General features: G+C 43.3%; 13 protein-coding genes and 2 pseudogenes. 12 read left to right on the top strand and 3 right to left on the bottom strand.

Annotated features, from left to right (window positions below):
- Window positions 1-2: 2 nt before the first annotated feature.
- The gene (locus tag N4T56_RS12720) at window positions 3-2,540 is read right to left on the bottom strand and encodes an HzsA-related protein (protein ID WP_261733491.1); all 2,538 of its coding nucleotides are present in this window, start codon (window positions 2,538-2,540) and stop codon (window positions 3-5) included.
- 568 nt (window positions 2,541-3,108) lie between these two features.
- Here N4T56_RS12720 and N4T56_RS12715 point away from each other — a divergent pair.
- The 5 genes from N4T56_RS12715 to N4T56_RS12695 all read left to right on the top strand — a co-directional run bounded on the left by N4T56_RS12715 (window position 3,109) and on the right by N4T56_RS12695 (window position 9,455).
- Window positions 3,109-4,074: a hypothetical protein gene (locus N4T56_RS12715; RefSeq protein ID WP_261733490.1), complete on the top strand. Its 966-nt coding sequence runs from the start codon at window positions 3,109-3,111 to the stop codon at window positions 4,072-4,074.
- A complete protein-coding gene (locus N4T56_RS12710) occupies window positions 4,056-4,316 on the top strand; it encodes a hypothetical protein (protein WP_261733489.1) in 261 nt (86 codons plus the stop codon). Before N4T56_RS12715 ends, N4T56_RS12710 begins: the two co-directional genes overlap by 19 nt.
- 2 nt (window positions 4,317-4,318) lie before the next feature.
- Window positions 4,319-6,757: a LamG domain-containing protein gene (locus N4T56_RS12705; RefSeq protein WP_261733488.1), complete on the top strand. Its 2,439-nt coding sequence runs from the start codon at window positions 4,319-4,321 to the stop codon at window positions 6,755-6,757.
- A 103-nt stretch (window positions 6,758-6,860) separates the two neighbouring features.
- Window positions 6,861-8,438 carry a general secretion pathway protein GspF gene (locus tag N4T56_RS12700; protein ID WP_261733487.1) on the top strand — a complete coding sequence of 526 codons (1,578 nt, stop codon included), beginning with the start codon at window positions 6,861-6,863 and terminating at the stop codon, window positions 8,436-8,438.
- A gap of 612 nt (window positions 8,439-9,050) precedes the next feature.
- A complete protein-coding gene (locus N4T56_RS12695) occupies window positions 9,051-9,455 on the top strand; it encodes a hypothetical protein (RefSeq protein WP_261733486.1) in 405 nt (134 codons plus the stop codon).
- 266 nt (window positions 9,456-9,721) lie between these two features.
- Here N4T56_RS12695 and N4T56_RS12690 read toward each other — a convergent pair whose 3' ends face one another.
- The gene (locus tag N4T56_RS12690; RefSeq protein WP_261733485.1) at window positions 9,722-10,789 is read right to left on the bottom strand and encodes an IS91 family transposase; all 1,068 of its coding nucleotides are present in this window, start codon (window positions 10,787-10,789) and stop codon (window positions 9,722-9,724) included.
- On the bottom strand, window positions 10,786-11,676 hold the full coding sequence (locus N4T56_RS12685) for a tyrosine-type recombinase/integrase (RefSeq protein ID WP_261733444.1): 891 nt from the start codon (window positions 11,674-11,676) through the stop codon (window positions 10,786-10,788). Before N4T56_RS12685 ends, N4T56_RS12690 begins: the two co-directional genes overlap by 4 nt.
- Window positions 11,677-11,995: 319 nt before the next feature.
- Here N4T56_RS12685 and N4T56_RS22935 point away from each other — a divergent pair.
- The 7 genes and pseudogenes from N4T56_RS22935 to N4T56_RS12655 all read left to right on the top strand — a co-directional run.
- Window positions 11,996-12,100 (top strand): annotated as a pseudogene (locus tag N4T56_RS22935) (transposase); the annotation flags it as partial.
- 88 nt (window positions 12,101-12,188) lie between these two features.
- On the top strand, window positions 12,189-13,166 hold the full coding sequence (locus N4T56_RS12680) for a transposase (protein WP_261733484.1): 978 nt from the start codon (window positions 12,189-12,191) through the stop codon (window positions 13,164-13,166).
- Between the two features lie 522 nt (window positions 13,167-13,688).
- Complete coding sequence (locus N4T56_RS12675; RefSeq protein ID WP_261733483.1) at window positions 13,689-14,102, top strand: helix-turn-helix domain-containing protein; 414 nt, start codon at window positions 13,689-13,691, stop codon at window positions 14,100-14,102.
- Window positions 14,103-14,674: 572 nt separating this feature from the next.
- Window positions 14,675-15,133 (top strand): hypothetical protein, encoded by a 459-nt coding sequence (locus N4T56_RS12670; protein ID WP_261733482.1) that lies wholly within the window; start codon window positions 14,675-14,677, stop codon window positions 15,131-15,133.
- 280 nt (window positions 15,134-15,413) lie between these two features.
- On the top strand, window positions 15,414-16,388 hold the full coding sequence (locus N4T56_RS12665; RefSeq protein ID WP_261733481.1) for a transposase: 975 nt from the start codon (window positions 15,414-15,416) through the stop codon (window positions 16,386-16,388).
- 295 nt (window positions 16,389-16,683) lie between these two features.
- Window positions 16,684-17,729 (top strand): annotated as a pseudogene (locus tag N4T56_RS12660) (IS110 family transposase).
- Window positions 17,730-18,316: 587 nt separating this feature from the next.
- On the top strand, window positions 18,317-18,958 hold the full coding sequence (locus N4T56_RS12655; RefSeq protein WP_261733480.1) for a hypothetical protein: 642 nt from the start codon (window positions 18,317-18,319) through the stop codon (window positions 18,956-18,958).
- Window positions 18,959-19,213: the final 255 nt, after the last annotated feature.

Raw genomic sequence — 19,213 nt, 5'->3', positions numbered from 1 at the left:
AGTTAGTCCTGTGAGTAAAATGGCGTGTTGTAATATTGGGCGCCAATGTCTAACCATTCGTTGAGCAATTTGAGCTCATCTGCCGACAACATAGTTTGATGTGTGGTGTTGTTCATCACCTCAAAAAATGTGCTGCTTGCACTGGCGCCGTTAGTCGATAAAATGGCGGGCACATTGACCGTGGTTAACACTGGAATAGGGTTACCATCAGCGTCGAGAATAAGCTCGCCATTACTGTCAACCTGATACACCACGTTGCCGTCGGCATCGAGCACTTCAATTAACCTGTCGATTAAAATGCCATCCACTTCTTCTTGCTCTACATCGTTAAACAGCAGTTCGCGGTATGAGGTTAAATGGGCAGGTTCGTCGCTAGACGCTGCATTGACTAATGACAATTGCCCTGCAGGCACCTGGGCTGCGCCGTCGGCATCGACAATATTGTGGCAACTAGTACAGGTATTGTCGGCAACGATCAGTTGAGTTGCTGTGTCGACAACAGGCCTTGCAAGATCCCACAGTGGCTGAATGTGCTCAACATAATTGATTTGTATGCGGCAATAAGCTGTCCAGTTATCAAAACATTCGTTGCCCGTTGGGGCTGGCGTGGCTAAATTGCTGTAGTTGTAATCAATGCTTGGATTAACGTCTGACAATACTGGGTTAGTCCAAATGTCTCGATAGGACAGGCTGGCCGTTAACTCGGCAAGGCCATTGACCATTTCATCAGCTTCGGCCATGGTTTGCCCTTGCTCTGGGATGATGTTGTTGCTGGCATTAGGGTAAGCAAAACCGCCGGTCGCGCCAGGGTTAATGCTGTCTGCTTGGGCGTCTAATCGGCCATGAGGTAATGGGCTGTTGGCGGTATGACAACCGATACATTCTAAGGTTTCACCTGGGATTAATGTTATCCATTGACGATGGCGGCCTCCGATACGTTGGCCATCTGCATCTAACACGCTAATGGCTAACGGCACGTTGGCTGGTACTTTAATTTTAACCGAACCATCGGGTTGAATAGGGCTATAACCAATAATCTCGCGCATGAGTTGATTATTACTGCGACCAAAATCCGTGTTTGGAATGTCGCGCACCTCATCCGGTGGCATGGGCACGCCCCGAACAATACGTAAAAAACGTGCAGGTAAATTAGCTGCAGGTGTTTGTGATGGATCACTTAATTGACTGATCCCACCGGCATTGGCGGTGCTGTCGATACCGTCAAAGTCATACACGCTGCGAATGTGGATTGAGCCCGCTAACGCTTGGCTAAGCTGTGAGTCGAGTTCATTGCCGACCACTTTATCGGCAATAAAGGTTTTAGGCTGCGAGCTTGGTTGCAATACCACAGACTCAGTTAACACGGTTCCTTGAGCGGTTGTAGCAACTAACTGCTGGGTGTTTTCGGCGTTATCAAGTAGCCATAATTCGTATAACGGGTCAGCTTGGATCAGGTTTTCATCAGCCAGTTGCTCAGCGGTTAACTGGCCGCAAGCACGAATAACATCGTTGACTACCACTCGACATAAATCCCAACTCATTAAGTAACGTTGGCTGGTGTCGGGGAGGGGAAATAAGTGATTCAAGCGACCTGTTTGAGACAGTTCTGTTGAAAATGTAAAGCTAAAATCAGATAGTTCAGCGTCAGTAATGGCACTGCCCTCGGCACCAGATGTCGCAGTGGCTTGCTCTGCATCAATATAGTCATCGATATTAATGACCACAGGACGTTTTTGAATTACGCTGTCATCTTGTGAGGTTAACAGCATCAAAATGTCGCCGTTAGGTAATTGTTGTGGCTTTACAAAATCAATTGATTCCGTTTGCCCATCTAAATTGAGTTGATGTGAATGCCAACCAAACACGAGTTCATTGTCGCTGCCATCGGGATTCATGCGGTATAAGTTTACCCCATGGTCGGCGCCCATCCGGTCCCATCTGCTGTATAAGATTTTACCGCTTTGCAATACTAAAGGATAAAAATCGTGGCTTAAATTGAAGCTAAGCTGTGTGATGGTGCTGCCGTCTGGATCCATTACGTGGATGTTGAAGGTTTCATTGTTGCGGCTTTCATCTAATGCCGTGTATTGCGGTTTACCTTCGTCGAGTAAAATAGCCCGTGATAAACGCTGGCGAGTTGAGGCAAACACAATTCTGCCGTCGGGTAAAAAGCTCGGCATTAAGTCATCGGCTTGCTCTGCGGTCACATCGCTAGTTATAACGCGTTCTAGGGTTTCATCGGCAACTGTGTAACGCCAAATGTTCCATGTAGGCTGCTCATCATCGTCTGCATCGTCAATTTCTGGAGCGCGGATCGCCATCAGCATTTGTTGGCCGTCGTCAGAAACGGAAAGATCGCGAATATCAATAAGCTGATCTTCACCAAATAAGCTGGTTGTTAAGTTAGTGGCTGGAGAGTCGGCAAAGGCATTTCGTTTAATTAATAGTTGCGCACCAGGATTAAAATAAGCTGGGTTGAGGGTATCAAATTGTGCAGGTGATTGATCGACAGCGGTTAAGTTTCGCTCGATGTAAGCCACCGGATATTCCACAAGAACGGGGTCAGGCTGTTCATCTTTTATCGCTGTCTCAGTGTAACATCCTATTAACAATGTGGTTACTGTTAGCACGATTATGTTATAGCCCCAAGTCGGCCTCATTTGTTTTCCTTTACGGTTATTATTATTGTAATGATTGCTGTAAATATCTTAGTGAAACCTGATTGCACTTGACATTATTGCCTTGTAGGCTCAGTGTTTCAAGACTTTTATGTAAATTGTTTTAACACTTTTTTTTGACGGCTCCAGGCACTTTTTTGACGTCAATCAATTGGCTGGCAGTGTCAAAAAAATTAACAAAATAAAAACTTTTAATGTGGCTCATTGAATGATTTAATCAGCACCATTCATGATAAAAATTGCTTGAAAAATACTCACTGCAAGTGTGTTCAATAGCGTCGGTAAACATTATCTGGCGTTCAAAAATCGAGCATTTATCTACGTCAGAGCAAGTTTATGGCTAAGAGGTCAGTGTGAAAAAGGAGACAGTATGAAGGAGCGTCTTCGTACGGTAACAAGCCGGAGCTTATTATCTTATTTGGGAACAATCATGTCAGTTAAGCATGTTATTAATCTATTGACGCTTGGGGCGTTAAGCTTATTATCGGTGAATGTATGTGCCGGCAGTTTAGAGCAAGCAAAACAATTACACGACCGTATTGCCGGTGTTGCAGCCTCTGAGGCCACGTTGCTGAGTATGGCTGCGTTATTGGATGATGGAAAACCCATTGAAGCGGCCTATCTTGCCATGGAAACCCCTGCATTTTACTCCACCACACTTAAGTTATTTGCCACACCGTGGACTAACATTGACCAAGATGTTTTTGCGCCCTTAAATGACTATTCCGCCACTGTGATAGGGGCCGTGAGAGACGATGTTGATTTTAGAGAAATCTTGCAAGCTGATATGGTGTACGTGGGTAAAAACAGTTTAAATTTACCCGCTTACAACCGTAATGATAATGCGCACTATCAAGCATTAGAAGACCAATTTATTGATTTAAAAGAGGGGCTTGAACGCACCACTCAATCAAGTTTAAACGGTTTGCCTTCATCTGCCACCGCAGGAGTGCTAACTAGCCGCGCCGCTGCCAAAGAGTTCTTTTATTTAGGCACTAACCGCGCAATGTTCCGCTTTACTTTAATGAACCATTTATGTACCGATTTAGAGCCGCTTAAAGACAATACTCGTTCAACTGACCGTATTCGCCAAGATGTGAGCCGTAGCCCTGGTGGCGACAGCCGTTTGTTTATTAATAACTGCTCAAGTTGTCACAGCGGTATGGATCCATTAGCCCAAGCATTTGCTTACTATAATTATGAGTTTAACCTCGAGCAGGACCCAACGGGGGAAAGCGGCGCAATTGCTTATAACACCAGCGGTCAGACCGATCCCGACACGGGCACTCGCGTTCAAGCTAAATACCATATTAACTCGACCAGTTTTCCCTATGGGTTTGTGACGCCAAATGATGATTGGCAAAATTATTGGCGCGAATGGCCAATCAAAAATTAGGCTGGGACAGCGGCTTACCCGGCCAGGGCAGTGGCGCTAAATCGTTTGGAGAAGAGTTGGCTAATAGCAATGCCTTTGCACAATGCCAGGTGAAAAAGGTATTTAAGTCAGTGTGTTTGCGTGAGGCAGAAAGCCAAGCCGATATTGCGCAAATTAGCGCAACCACAGCCTCATTTAAGCAGAATGCTTATCAACTTAAGCGAGTATTTGCCGAAGTTGGCAACTACTGCATGGGAGAATAAACATGAAGCATTTACTGTTTAAACGCCTTGTTTTTGTCTCATTACTGTTTGGCTTAAGTGCCTGTGGTGGTGGCGATGTTGAAGAAAATCCACCCGCTCAGCAAACTCCTACATCTGATGTGTATACCGGCTCTGCCGCGGCAACGGCCGATATTCAAAAATACAAGACGTCGTTGTGGGACAACATGTCGACCCAAGATAAGTGCGGTGCTTGTCATACCGAAGGTAATCAAGCCCCTTATTTTGCCAGCCGTAATGATGTTAACGACGCTTATGCCGCCACTAATCCTTTAGTTGATTTAACCGAGCCTAATGCTTCGCGTTTAGTCAGTAAAGTCGCGGGCGGGCACAATTGTTGGTTGGCAAGTGACTCCGCTTGTGGCGAAACCATGACGCAGTGGATTAAGTTATGGGCTGATGACCGAGTGAGCACAGCCAATACTATTGAGCTAACCGCACCGGTTATAAGAGACCCTGGCTCAAGCAAAAACTACCCAGATGACAGCAGCTTATTCAGCCAGCATGTGTATCCGGTTGTGTATCAACATTGTGTCTCTTGCCATAACGAAGGTGTGCCAGCTGCACAGTCGCCCTTTTTTGCCAGCAATGATATCGAACAAGCGTATGAAGCCGCAAAAGGGGTGATCAATTTAGATACCCCAGCACAATCACGATTAGTGGTGCGCTTAGGCTCTGAGTTTCATAACTGTTGGAATAACTGTTTAGACGACAGTATTGAAATGCGCGATGCGATTACTGCATTAAGCGACGGCATTGAACTTGATGAAATCTCACCTGATATGGTGGTGTCTAAATCGTTGCGGTTAACGGACGGTATTACTGCATCAAGCGGTGGCCGTTTTGAAACTGACGTGATTGCGCTATACCAATTCAAAACCGGCGAGGGCACCATTGCTTATGACACCTCGGGTATTTCTCCTGCGGCAAATTTAACCTTAACGGGTGATGTAGAATGGTTAGGCAGCTGGGGGTTGTCATTTATTGATGGTAAAGCGCAAGCTAGTACCGCCAATAGTAAAAAGTTACACGATTTAATTACCGCTACAGGTGAGTTTTCGGTTGAAGCCTGGGTAACACCAAACAATGTCACCCAAGAAGGTCCTGCCCGTATTGTGACTTATTCTGCAGGCGACGACGCACGTAACTTTACTCTTGGGCAAACACTATATAATTATGACTTTATGTTGCGTACAGAATCATCCAATAATAACGGTGAGCCTGCATTAAGTACCCCCGACGCTGATGAAGTGCTGCAAGCGACTTTGCAACATGTGGTGATGACCTATAACGCCATTGATGGTCGCAGTATTTATGTGAACGGTCAGCTGATTGATGTAGTGGATGAAGATATTGCCCCATTAGCAAATTGGGATGACAGCTTTGCGCTCATTTTAGGCCGTGAAGCGTCTAATCAACATGTATGGCAAGGCGATGTTCGCTTACTTGCGCTTTACAACAGGGTTTTAGCACCTGAGCAAGTGCAACAAAATTATGAAGTGGGCGTTGGTGAAAAGTTCTTTTTACTGTTCTCAATAAGTCATCTCATCGATTTACCTAATACTTATGTGATGTTTGAGGTAAGCCAATTTGATAATTACAGTTATTTATTCAGTAATGCTGCGATTGTGAATATTGACGGCACGCCAGTGAGCGACAGCTTTGAAGTAAAAGGCTTACGCATTGGCATAAACGGCAAAGAAAGCGCTCAAGGTCAGTCGTACGTTAATCTCGATTTGTCGGTATCGTCAGGCCAGGTGCTTGCTGAGCCGTTTTCTATTTCGGCACTTGGCACCATTATCGCACTTGAAAAAGGCGCAAGTCAGGATGAGTTTTTCTTAACCTTTGAGCAATTCGGCGAGCACAGTAATGTGGTGCTACCTGGCGTATTTGTCACCCCAACAGAAGTACCTGCCACGACTGAGTCAGCTCAAGTGGGTGTGCGTAACTTTGCTGAAATTAATCACAGCATGAGTGTGCTAACCGGAGTGGCGCAGCAATCAACCAAGGTGTTTGAGACTTATGAGCTGGTTAAACGTCAATTACCTAGCCTTGAGAACATTGAAACCTTTATTTCAGCGCAGCAAATGGGCATTACCCAATTAGCGATTGCTTACTGCGACTCGGCAATTGAAGATAATACAATTCGAGGTAATTGGTTCCCTGATGTTGATTTTACCGCTGTGCCTAGTGAGGCATTGAGCACTGCTCAGAGGAGCAATTTACTGAACCCGTTAATTAATCAATTAATGCCATTGTCATTGAGTAACCAACCTAGCCAAAGCGATGTTTATGCAGAATTAGACAGTTTGGTGACCGGCTTGTCGGTGTGCAGTGGTGCCTGCGATGCTGAGCGCACAAGAACGATTGCCAAATCGACATGTGCAGCGGTACTCGCTAGTGCCGTGATGTTAGTGCAATAGGAGCTGCTGATGACATACCTATTACCCAGTGTGCAACTAATGTTAACGCCATTGATATTAGCTGCCGATGAGTGTGTAAAACCGATACAACAAGGAAACAACAATGACTAGACCAAAGCATTTTCACCCAGACAGTCCATTGTTGTTTGCAGATCATCGTAAACCCATGACTCGACGCGAGTTTATTTCAACGGGTTTATACAAAGGTGGTGCGGCGGTTGCGGGCTTATCTTTGTTTAGCATGTTTGCTAACCCTAACAATGCTCATGCTACTTTGTCGCCAGATCTTGAGGCATTAAGGGGCTCCTGTGGTATTAGCGTGCAGGGGGCGGGCAAAATTCCGTTTATTAGTTTTGATTTAGCGGGCGGTGCCAATATTGCAGGTTCTAACGTATTAGTTGGCGGTGCTGGCGGTCAGCAAGATTTTCTATCTACAGCGGGTTATAACAAGCTAGGCTTACCCGGTGATATGGCGCCCTCTATCGCTAATCCAAATGCAGGTATGTCTGATTTTATTAATACTGACTTAGGCTTAGCATTTCATTCTGACTCGGCGTTTTTACGCGGTATTTTAGAAAAAGTGTCTCCAGATACGGCATCGCGCATAAATGGTGCGGTGATCCCAAATCGCTCAGACAACGACACCGGCAATAACCCACATAACCCTATGTATGCCATTGCAGCGGCGGGTGCCAATGGCTCGTTAATGCCGTTGGTGGGGTCGCGTAATTCAGATTCGGGCGGTAACTCAATGGCGCCCACAAGCTTTATCGATTTAAGTAAACGGCCAACTAAAATTGACCGTCCGTCAGACGTGACAGGTTTGGTGGATGTGGGGGATTTATTCAGTTTATTGTCGCAACGTGACGCTGTGGCGGTAATGGAAAGCATTCAACGTATTAGCGCGCAAAAAATGGCGGCGGTGAATACCCAGGTCACACGTGATGATGTGATTAAAGATCTGGTTAATTGTGGCTATGTGAAAAGTGCTGATTTAGCAGATCGCTTTGGTGATCCTTCAACCTTAAATCCGTTATTAGACCCTGATATTGTTGGCTCTGGTGGTATTTTTGGTATTAATGAGTTTGATTCAGAATCAGAGTTTCAAAAAACGGCATCCATCATGAAATTAGTGGTGAATGGCTTCTCTGGCGCTGGTACCGTGACCATGGGCGGGTTTGATTATCACACTGGCGAGCGGGCAACCGGTGAGTTACGTGATTTACGAGCAGGGCGCTGTATGGGCGCATGTTTAGAGTATGCTTCACGTCGTAATATGCCGTTAATGTTATATGTATTCAGTGATGGCTCTGTTTCAAGTAATGGCCGTATTGATGACTCGATGGAAGGACGCGGTAAAGGTGAGTGGACAGGCGATAATTCGTCAACGGGAGCCTCGTTCTTTTTGGTGTATAACCCGTCTGGTAAACCCCAATTAATGGGCGGTAATGACGACCAAATGACCCAAAAACAACAAATTGGTTTTATGCGCTCTGATGCCTCTGTTGACACCGCGTCGGCACCGTCGGCCAATAACGTGAATTTGTTGGTTGAAACCGTACTGCTTAATTACATGGCATTACACGGCGAGCAAGGTCAATTTACCTCTGTCGCACCAGGGCAAGGATTAGGCAATGCCACCATGCTCGATTCGTTAACTGCGTTTCAACCGATAGTGTAGTTTGGCTATTTGTAAGAAAATCAAAAGACAAAGGGATTGTTGATATTGATCTAGCATGGATGCGGCAGAGTTACCTCAAATGCAAACACTTCTGTGACACGCTGCGAGTACATCCTTGTAAGCTCGGCTATCTGTGCGTTTATCTTAAAGTTTGATCATTTCTGTACCAAGGTGCATTTCGATGGGAGATAAACTCGGGCAAGGAGGAAACCCTTAACCCCAACAGCCACATACAGCGCATGTGAAAAAGCCAAAAGAGTGAAAGATAAAATCAACTGGGACACTTTTATATGATACGCACTGTTTTTATGTACAGTTATAATGGGATTTCATCGATTTACAACTAAAAAACGATTTAAAATCGTTCTTTAGTTGTATCGTATTAAAAATAGAAAAACCGTAATCATTTGATTTTATTGGCTTTAATTTTTAGTGTACTGAGCCAAAATTCTACTTTACGCGCAAGCTCGGTTTGTTTTTGTCTGTTAGGCACAATTAATTGCTTTACTTCAATAAGATAGCAAATGTAGGATGTTAATAATCAATAAGTTAAAGGGCAACTTTAATTTTCATTTGCCCTTCAATAAGCTGTTAGGCATTCACGGAGTATATATGAACATTGAAAGTATCCGCGGAATCGTTGAAAAAGCACGTGAAGTCTTAGTTGAAAATGGAAGCTACATTGGAAAAACATTCTTTGACCGTTTTCCTAATGGCGCATGTGGTTGTACTACCGACATGCTGAGTAAATATCTCATTTCTAAGGGCGTTCGAAATATTGAATCTGTTTCTGGCCAAAGAGGTGAGTCATCACACGCATGGTTAGAATATGAAAACTATATTATTGATATCACGGGTGATCAATTCACTGACGGTGTGTCATCAGTATATATTTCAAAGAACCGAGAGTTTCATGATCAATTCGTTTCGCAGACAAGAGTTTTACATCCTTTGCCACATGCGATTATGAGTGACTCATATAATAAATTCTCTAAACTTATGATAAAAAATGCCTAACTAATAAGGATAGGCCGCGCGAAGCCGCGTCCTTATCCCAAGTGTTGAACAAGCCCGAATACGTGAGATGTGACTCTTTATTATGTAATTAACAGCTCGAGAAAACGCGCTGTTTGATGTGATTGTTAGCTAGCTACTTTTCAGTAGACAGCCAGTTCCCTTAGCCTCCTTGCTAATTAGTTAACTCACTATATTTCAGTATCTTAAATTAACCCTCCACGGTATTCAGTTAAGCCATTATCCTTATTATCATTTTCAACATAAGTTCAGGGTATTAAGTTTGTCGGTCGTTTCACTATGCCCATAAAGCGCATTGGTTGCAGACAACAGGGGCAACGGCGCGTTGCTAATCTGCGCTTTATCTCGGGAATGATTGGAAATACAGCCCCAGCAACCGCCAGCATCAGTTGTATTTGTAGCCTGAGTTTTTTGGCATTGCCTCTGAGTAATCCATAGTCTCTCACTCGTCGTAACCCTTTAGGCAACACATGCTGGAGCATCAACCAGAGAAATTCTGTGGCGGGTAAGGTTCGTACTTTTGTAGACTGAGTTTGACTGTCTTTATACTTAAAACTGACAAGCCCATCGGCTTCACTTTTGATGTTTTTGTCAGGCAGTACACCACGATAAAGATAGCGTGATAGATATTGCAGTGCAGGCAACCCTTTACCCACATGCTGGCAGTCAACCACCCATTTTTTCGGCAGTGAGGTTGGCAGTTTGAGATTCAGTTTTGCCAACTGTTCCAGCAAACGTGCGCGCCACACTTTAGCTAAATTGAAAGCGTTGAACAGGTATTTGCCCTTATTCTTTTTCCAGTGTTGTTGGGTTTTGTTGAAACTGCCCGCTGGAATAATAAAGTGAATATGCGGATGTAAATCTCGCCGCCGGCTGTGAGTATGCAGCACGCCAGTGAAACCAATATCACCGGCCAGTTTTGGAGAGTTAAGCGCAAAGTCTTTGAGCACACTGGCAGCCACTGAAAACATGGCTGGATAGAGTGCTTCCGGTTGATATTTAGCCACCACACGCAGTTCATATGGCAAAGTAAGTGTCACCATAAAGTAATCGACAGGTAACAGTTTAGCCTGTTGCTTCGCTAACCAATCTGCCGTGGTGTTGTACTGACATTGAGGACAACTGCGATGACCACATGACAGCGGGAAATCTGCTGTATGAGTGCACCCCTGACAAGCCCAGTGGCTAGCTCTTTGGGTGTGAGCGCGACAGCTCAGCATGGCATTAATGGCATGGCGCATTGATGTTGTTATTTGGCCATCATAAGCTTGATTAAACACATCAAGATGGTCACGTAAAATATCGATAAACTTCATATGTCACACTCCCACTTCAACACCAAATTATTAGTGAGCTGGTTAACCGACAAGGCCGTGTTCTTACGGGTAATTTGAGTGAGACGTGTATACCTTGCTGTGGTGTTTAGGCTGTTGTGACCGAGCAAGTGCTGTACTGAGCGTAAATCTAACCCTTGCTCTAGCAAATGAGTCGCATAGCTGTGACGTAAATTATGTGGACTGATAGATTTGTGAATGTTGCACTCAGAAATCACTTTTTTCATGGCCTTTTGAATACCGCCGCGATCCATCAGCGAGTCTGGTTTACCGTCTTTACCGGGAAATACATGCCGAGGATGGCGATGGGTTTGCCAGTAATACCGCAGCGCTAACAATGTGCGTTGCGGTAAAGGTACTAACCTATCCTTGCCGCCTTTGGCGTCACGAATATGCACCTGCATCAACGCTGAATCGATATCGCCAACCTGCAATGAAATTGCTTCACCGAGGCGCAACCCCATACTGTATAAGGTTAAAAAGCACACTTGATATCGCAGCTTATGGGTGAGGCTAATGACGATTGAGACTTCGGCAGGGGTTAGAATATCCGGTAGGCGTTTGACCTGCGGCGGCTTAACAATGTTGAGCCACTCCCAAGATTGATTAAGGACATACCGGTAGAAAAACTGTAATCCATTACGGTCGAGTTTTACGGTACTCCAGGAGTGAGAGGCAATTAAATCAGCAAAATAACGCTTCAAATCATCGGTTGAAAGGTTATCAGGGCAACAGTCAAAATAAGCACTAATGCGCCTAACTGCGCGACCGTACGCATCGATGGTAGCAGGGCGCTTGCCTTGCAGAGTTAAATTGGTAAGATGTTGTTCATAAAGAAAATCAAAGCGTTGTTGTTCATGAGTTTCCATGGTGATACTCCTAGATAATGCCAAGGTAGGCAGGGTCTAGTAAGTATTTATGATGGTGAGAAAGATGGGCTTTATCTTTTCTGCCGCAGAGCGGCTTCGTTCAACAAGGCGCTCAAATCAGAAAAACTAAAGTCGGCCATCGCTTCGCGATTATAGCCAACCATTTTTATCCGCTTAACGAGGCGTTGAGGCTGTAGAATTTCTCCAAAATAGACGTTTTTAACGTCTATTTACTAAAAAACAAATTGGTTGTTTTTTGAGCTTGCGGTGTGTCGATGCCTGTGATCTAATAGATATTATTCACCTACAGTAAATTGTTATGGCCAACTACAAGCCTGACTTATCCTGCCAAAGTAAATTCATTCCCATCAATTTTTCAGAGCAAATTTTGCCTGGCACATTCGAGTATGCCCTTTGTTATATTAGCAGAATAAATAGCCACCCACTCCAGCTGGTGAAATAATAAACACTCGACTACCCTTTATTTACGTTTCTAGAATGGGTAATTAAAGATGGCCAGACCAAGACAGACAATCGTTAGCCTGGAAGATACGCCTTACTACCACTGCTGTTCCCGAGTGGTGCGTAAGGCATTCTTATGTGGAATAGATAATTCAACAGGTGAGAACTTTGAGCATCGGCGCGAGTGGGTCGACTCCCGGATTCTAGAATTAGCGACTATCTTTGCCATTGATATCTGTGCTTATGCCGTGATGAGCAATCACTTACATGTGGTTATAAAAGTCGATGCTGATAAAGCAAAAAAGTGGTCAGATAAAGAAGTGCTCATTCAATGGCACAAAGGCTTTAAGGGCACGTTGCTTACGCATAAATACCTAAAAGAAGAAGACCTTAACCAGTTTGAGCTTCAAACGGTTAATGAATGCATTACTGAATACCGTAAGCGCTTAATTGATATCAGTTGGTTTATGCGCTCACTCAGTGAGCCTATAGCCAGAATGGCCAACAAAGAAGATAAATGTACCGGAAGATTCTGGGAAGGCAGGTTTAAATCTCAGGCTTTGCTTGATGAAGCCGCAGTTTTAGCCTGTATGGCTTATGTCGATTTAAACCCTGTCAGAGCCAAGATGGCCGCAACCCCAGAAACCTCAGATTACACCAGTATTCAGCGCCGTATCAATTCAGCAATGAAAGGCGAGCAACCATCTGAGCTATTACCGTTTGTGGGTAATGAGCGACTCAATATGCCTAACGGGCTCATGTTCAGCGTGAAAGACTACATAGTATTGGTTGAAGATACCGGTCGGATTATTCGAGAAGATAAGCGTGGTGCCATTAGTTCAAGTAGTCAGGACATACTGAATAGATTAAACATCCCAGCAGAGAATTGGCTTAAAATCACCACTGAATTTGGTGCGTTATTTAAAGGTGCTGTAGGAGCATTACCCGCATTAACCGAATATTGTGAGCATTTAGACCGAAAACGACGACAAGGCGTATCAAATTGTCAACGTTGGTTGTGCGCTTAAGTCATCATCCCCAATCAAATTACAATTCTTCTTATGCTTGATTGATATCAAGGTCCTCTGCTGTGTTGAATTCTGCAAATGATGAATAAACCACTAATTTAACGATAATATTTTAGCTATATCGATAAAAATTGATGAGTTGATCACATCGTTCGTAACCCTCGCCAAAGCCATGAAAACGAGTTATGTCATTTATTTAAGTAATGGGTGGCTTAATTTTTTTTTGCTTAATTTTTTTTTGTTATCTTTAGTTTTTTGTAAAGTGAAGGCAAATTCTACTTTACGTGCAAGCATGGTTTGTTTTTGCCTGTTAGACATAATTAATTGCTTTACTTCAATAATATAGCAAATGTAGGATGATACTAATCAATAACTTAAGCGGCCTACTTTAAATTTATTTGGCCTTTAATAAGCTGTTATATCGCTGTAAACATCGCCTGTCGTCCCACTGTCGTGTGAATTTCGTAACCGACAATCGATTAAAACATGGATAGTTTCCTCTCGCATTGGTAAGGAGCCCAAATGATAGTCAAACGTCTTAGAGAAAAACGAAACTGGTCACAAGAACAACTTGCCACGTTAAGCGGTTTGAGTACGAGAACTATTCAACGAATAGAAAGTGGAAACAAGGCCAGCATAGAATCTCTTAAAGCCCTTGCCTCTGTGTTTGAAATTGACATTTCTAAACTTCAAGAGGAAATTATCGTGATAGACAAAACATCTTATGAATGGAACAAAGAGCCGTTATGGGTCAGGTTTTCGTTTTGGGGAGTAAAAGCAAGAAAGCAAATTATTATGTTAGAAATGATGACGGTGCTTTTGGGCCTACTAACTTGGTTCATAAACCCCGACGTAATTGCCACGCCGGCATTTTTCCTTCTAGCTTACATATTTTCTAACATGAAGCATTATATTGATACGAAGAAATATTGGTGAGTAGCGATATAACAACTCAATAATCTCACTCACTGCGTTCGCTGGGACGCATACACGCGGGGCGGCTTCGCCATTATGCCCCACGTGCCTGCGCCCGTTATTGAAAAGTTAGTTGCCCATGATGAATGTGTATTTTAGAAAAACCAACATACTAGAATTAGGTTCTCGACCGTACATGGCCACCCACTCCAGCTGGTTAAATAATAAATAAAGAAATGGGTGGCATGGTTTTCTGTTGCATGGTTTTCTGTTAGGTTGAAACCGTACTGCTTAATTACATGGCATTACACGGCGAGCAAGGTCAATTTACCTCTGTCGCACCAGGGCAAGGATTAGGCAATGCCACTATGCTCGACTCGCTAACCGCGTTTCAACCGATAGTGTAGTGAATGTGTTTAGGCTATAGCCTGCGGGCACCAACGTCGTGGCGCTTCGCCAACACCAGACCAAGAGGAAACCAACGGCTGTTCCCTCTTGGATCAAATAGCACCATGCTTGTCTACTATTTTGAAATTTAAAAGAGTTATCTAGGGATTCCCTAGAGGCGGGCGTTATATTTACAAGGAGGCTTGGTGAAATTTTCAATTATATTTTTCTTTATTCTTTCTTTACCCATTGAGGTCAAAGCTGAACCTTGTGATGCGACTAACTCAGACGTTTACCTAAACTTTATTTTTGACTTAAAAAAGCCTATGAACCCCATTGCTAGGTTCAATATTAAATACCTAGTTAATAATTTACGTTCTCATGGCATTAAAGAAGATGAGATAGCAGAAAGAATAGCTGGTTATACTGCAACTCTTAGCCAGCTCCATGAAAATATTATTGTGAATTCTTTTTATGCGTCAAATGATAGTGGTTGTAATAACTATATCTATAAAGTGACCGGTGCTCCTATTGGTTATGAAAGCTATAAATATGTAGCAGTTAGTCTCGTCGAGAGTAAAATAATAAACATATCGTTTGAAGCTAACGATACAATATTGGACGGTAAAAGCTTTTCTCAATTACCTTTTGTAAGTATAAAGTAAATATAATTGGGTAGCCGGAGGTATCTAGTCCCCAGCGCCCACCCCACCCTGCATGCGGCTCCGCACAGGGCAGTTCATTTAGAACACCTAACTAGCTTTCTGGTTAGGATAATGAACTGCGATCCATCCATCTCTCAGTGAATATAATCCTGCTTTTTTCTGATACTTATTACTTAACGCTTACTGTATTCCGAAAGAATACATAGCCACCCACTCCAGCTGGTTAAATAATAAACACTCGACTACCCTTTATTTACGTTTCTAGAATGGGTAATTAAAGATGGCCAGACCAAGACAGACAATCGTGAGCCTAGAAGATACGCCTTACTATCACTGCTGTTCTCGTGTAGTGCGCAAGGCATTCTTATGTGGAATCGATAAATCTACTGGTGAGAACTTTGAGCATCGGCGTGAGTGGGTCGACTCCCGGATTCTAGAATTAGCGACTATCTTTGCCATTGATATCTGTGCTTATGCCGTGATGAGTAATCACTTACATGTGGTTATAAAAGTCGATGCTGATAAAGCAAAACAGTGGTCAGATAAAGAAGTGCTCATTCAATGGCACAAAGGCTTTAAGGGCACGTTACTCACACACAAATACCTGAAAGAAGACCTTAACTCATTTGAGCTTCAAACGGTTAATGAATGCATTACTGAATACCGTAAGCGCTTAATTGATATCAGTTGGTTTATGCGTTCACTCAGTGAGCCCATCGCCAGAATGGCCAACAAAGAAGATAAATGTACAGGTCGCTTCTGGGAAGGACGCTTTAAGTCTCAGGCTTTGCTTGATGAAGTCGCAGTTTTAGCCTGTATGGCTTATGTTGATTTAAACCCTATCCGCGCCAAAATGGCAACAACCCCAGAAACCTCAGATTACACCAGTATTCAGCGCCGTATCAATTCAGCAATGAAAGGCGAGCAACCACCTGAGCTATTACCGTTTGTGGGTAATGAGCGACTCAATATGCCTAACGGGCTCATGTTCAGCGTGAAAGACTACATTGTACTGGTTGAAGATACCGGTCGGATTATTAGAGAAGATAAGCGTGGTGCCATTAGTTCAAGTCGTCAGGACATACTGAATAGATTAAACATCCCTGCAGAGAATTGGCTTAAAATCACCACTGAATTTGGTGCGTTATTTAAAGGCGCTGTCGGAGCTTTACCCGCATTAACTGACTATTGCGAACATCTAGAGCGAAAACGACGACAAGGCGCGGCAAATTGTCAGCGTTGGTTGTGCGCTTAAGTCATCATCCCCAATCAAATTACAATTCTTCTTATGCTTGATTGATATCAAGGTCCTCTGCTGTGTTGAATTCTGCAAATGATGAATAAACCACTCATTTAACGATAATATTTTAGTTATTTAGATTTAGATAAAGGTTGATGAGTTGAGTACATCGATCGTAACCCTCGCCAAAGCCATAAAAAAGAGTTAAGTTACTTTTATAAATAATGGGTGATGAGATGGACGCTCCCTAATACGGCGTCAATGCGCCAAACTGATGTTGAACCATACAGTTACTTAAGGAGCGTCCACCATGAAAGTTAGCACTATTTCGATTGATTTAGCAAAAAATGTTTTTCAAGTGTTGGGGATGGATAAACACGCCAAGCAAGTGTTCAGCAAGCGCTTAAATCGCGCTCAGTTGAGCGAGTTTATGTCGCAGCAGCCTGCCTGTGATGTGGTCTTTGAGGCGTGTTATTCTTCCCATTATTGAAGCCGTAAGTTTATTGCCATGGGGCATAACGTTAAGCTCATTCCCGCCCAACATGTCACGCCCTTTGTACGTGGCAGCAAGAACGATAAAAATGATGCCATGGCGATTTATGAAGCCAGTTTTAGTGCTCAACATTCGCTTCGTGCCGATCAAAACTGAAGCCCAGCAAGAGATACTCATGCTGCACCGCATCAGAGAGCGCTTGGTAAAACAAAGAACCGCCTGCACCAATCAAATTCGTGGGGTGTTAGTGGATTTCGGTATTTGTTTTCCGCAAGGTCACAGTGCGTTTGAGCGAGCCATGTGGGATATCATTAACGATGAGTCACGGCGGCCTATCATCAAGTTAATGGCCAATGATTTCTGGGATGAGTATCAAACTGTGAGTACCCGATTAGAGCGAATTAACCGCCTGATAAAACAAATGGTCGAGCAAGACCCTAATGGCAAAATCCTATTAAGTATTCCAGGTGTTGTACTCTATTATCGCTTCAGTGTTTGCCGCTTCCATTGGCGCTGGCCAAGCTTTCAATACCCCTAAAGAGCTGGCGGTCTGGCTAGGATTAACCCCACAACAATTCGCCTCAGGCAACAAGAGTGTCAATGGCAGTATTACCAAACGAGGCGACTGCTACTTACGTAAACAGCTTATTCATGGCGCCAGAACCGTCGTCAGTCATGCGAGTAAAAAGCAAGATGATTTAAACCGTTGGATAACGCAGTTAAGAAGCCGAAAAAGCATCTGCACAACTGTCGTTGCTACCGCTCATCGACTCGCCAGACTGATGTGGATTTTATTGCAAAAACAAGTGCCTTATGCTCCGCAATACTCTGCGCACCAAGGAGTCAATCATGGTACCTGTTAATACTGTTGTCGCTATCTTGCAGAGCTCGGTCTGGCCAAGGGTAAATAACCCGATTGGGTGATAAGAGCCGCAAGATAGCACTTTAAATACTCACCAAGGTTGTTGTTAACGATGAAGAAATGGCTCAGTCCAACCAGTGCTAGCCCGAATAGGCCAAGGATAGGGTAAACCTAATCCGCATAGGTGTTTTACAATTAAAGGCGCAATGGTACGGATTTCATTAGGGGCGCAGTGCTTACTGTTAAGCCCGTATATATGGCAGTACAACCGCTTCTAGCGGTAAATGAGCACATTAAAAGCAACGATAAGTGTGAAGTAATAAAATAGAAAACTAAGGCCAAAAAGCTTTGGGTGAGCAGATTATTGCCTTGACTCACCGGGAGCGTCCATATATGGCTTAATTTTTTTATTTAATTTTTTGGTGGTTATGTTCAAGAAATGGTTGGCTTAATTTTTTGGTGGCTTAATTTTTTTATAATTTTTTTGATTCAAAGAAACGCCAATAAGATGAGAAACGAAGGTATCTCTGGTTCTGTAAGTGTGAATAATTGGGCTGTTCAACTTCAAAAGTGGTTTGGTAAACAATTATGTTTTTCAAAAATAAAACTAAATATAACGTTACTAAAGTATATTTTTTAGCAACGAGTAAAGACTCGATAGATGTGAGAGGCTTGATTAATCCGTTTATTCATTATAGTGAGTTTGAAGTTGCGCAATTTTCTATGAACTATGGTGAAATGCTTGATACAACACCTGAGCTTCGGCAGATAGCAAAGCTAAGTTTAGATGAGCTAGAGAGCTTAGACATTTTTGATGCCAGAGGTAGGACTGTACTGGCTGTTAATAAGGTGTTTTCTTACCTAGAGCTTGACTTTTCAGTATTTGAATTTACCGCCCTGACAAGCTTTGATGAAGGGCTGAAAAAGGAAATTCAATTGTTCAGTGATTTGTCTGATACTGGCAATGTGACATACGGGTATAGCAGATTTTTGTGTGATGATTATTTACCAGTAACTGAAGATAGAGTGAAAAAAGGACTGTTCGGAGGTGCTTCTACTTCGATTGCCAATGAAGAAACTAAGTGGCTAGTGCAGCCTAAGGATATAGCTAACGGAGCGATTAAGGGTTTTTACCCTCTTAATTATTTGAGTGACAAAGCGTTTAGTGTTGCACAGCAACATGTAAATAACCTATTTGATAGTCAACAGCGTAAGGTGGCCTTCTTGTAATAGATAGGCACTCCCAACGAAAGATATCTAGCAATCCTTTATTGAAAAAGTACACGCACTTTTCGGAAACTTAGAAAAAATAATTAAGATACCCAAGATTGTTGGCTGGGTCGTCAAACGAGTCAAACAGGTCAACAAACGCGAACCTGGGTGTATGATACCAATGTGGGTTACGGTAAGTTATACCAGGCTAAAGTCGATGGGCATATTCATAATAATAATACATAGCCACCCACTTCAAATAATACTAATTTA

Origin of the sequence: Shewanella phaeophyticola, from assembly GCF_025398315.1 — a bacterium.
In the GTDB taxonomy this organism is placed as follows: domain Bacteria; phylum Pseudomonadota; class Gammaproteobacteria; order Enterobacterales; family Shewanellaceae; genus Shewanella; species Shewanella phaeophyticola.
Note: the sequence above shows the minus strand (reverse complement) of the source record. Positions and strands in the feature narration are given on the sequence as shown.

What these genes read in the sequence shown, in the direction of transcription:
- N4T56_RS12715 (WP_261733490.1), top strand. Translation starts at nt 3,109, where the DNA reads ATGTCAGTTAAGCATGTTATTAATCTATTGACGCTTGGGGCGTTAAGC.
- N4T56_RS12710 (WP_261733489.1), top strand. Translation starts at nt 4,056, where the DNA reads ATGGCCAATCAAAAATTAGGCTGGGACAGCGGCTTACCCGGCCAGGGC.
- N4T56_RS12705 (WP_261733488.1), top strand. Translation starts at nt 4,319, where the DNA reads ATGAAGCATTTACTGTTTAAACGCCTTGTTTTTGTCTCATTACTGTTT.
- N4T56_RS12700 (WP_261733487.1), top strand. Translation starts at nt 6,861, where the DNA reads ATGACTAGACCAAAGCATTTTCACCCAGACAGTCCATTGTTGTTTGCA.
- N4T56_RS12695 (WP_261733486.1), top strand. Translation starts at nt 9,051, where the DNA reads ATGAACATTGAAAGTATCCGCGGAATCGTTGAAAAAGCACGTGAAGTC.
- N4T56_RS12690 (WP_261733485.1), bottom strand. Translation starts at nt 10,789, where the DNA reads ATGAAGTTTATCGATATTTTACGTGACCATCTTGATGTGTTTAATCAA.
- N4T56_RS12685 (WP_261733444.1), bottom strand. Translation starts at nt 11,676, where the DNA reads ATGGAAACTCATGAACAACAACGCTTTGATTTTCTTTATGAACAACAT.
- N4T56_RS12680 (WP_261733484.1), top strand. Translation starts at nt 12,189, where the DNA reads ATGGCCAGACCAAGACAGACAATCGTTAGCCTGGAAGATACGCCTTAC.
- N4T56_RS12675 (WP_261733483.1), top strand. Translation starts at nt 13,689, where the DNA reads ATGATAGTCAAACGTCTTAGAGAAAAACGAAACTGGTCACAAGAACAA.
- N4T56_RS12665 (WP_261733481.1), top strand. Translation starts at nt 15,414, where the DNA reads ATGGCCAGACCAAGACAGACAATCGTGAGCCTAGAAGATACGCCTTAC.
- N4T56_RS12655 (WP_261733480.1), top strand. Translation starts at nt 18,317, where the DNA reads ATGTTTTTCAAAAATAAAACTAAATATAACGTTACTAAAGTATATTTT.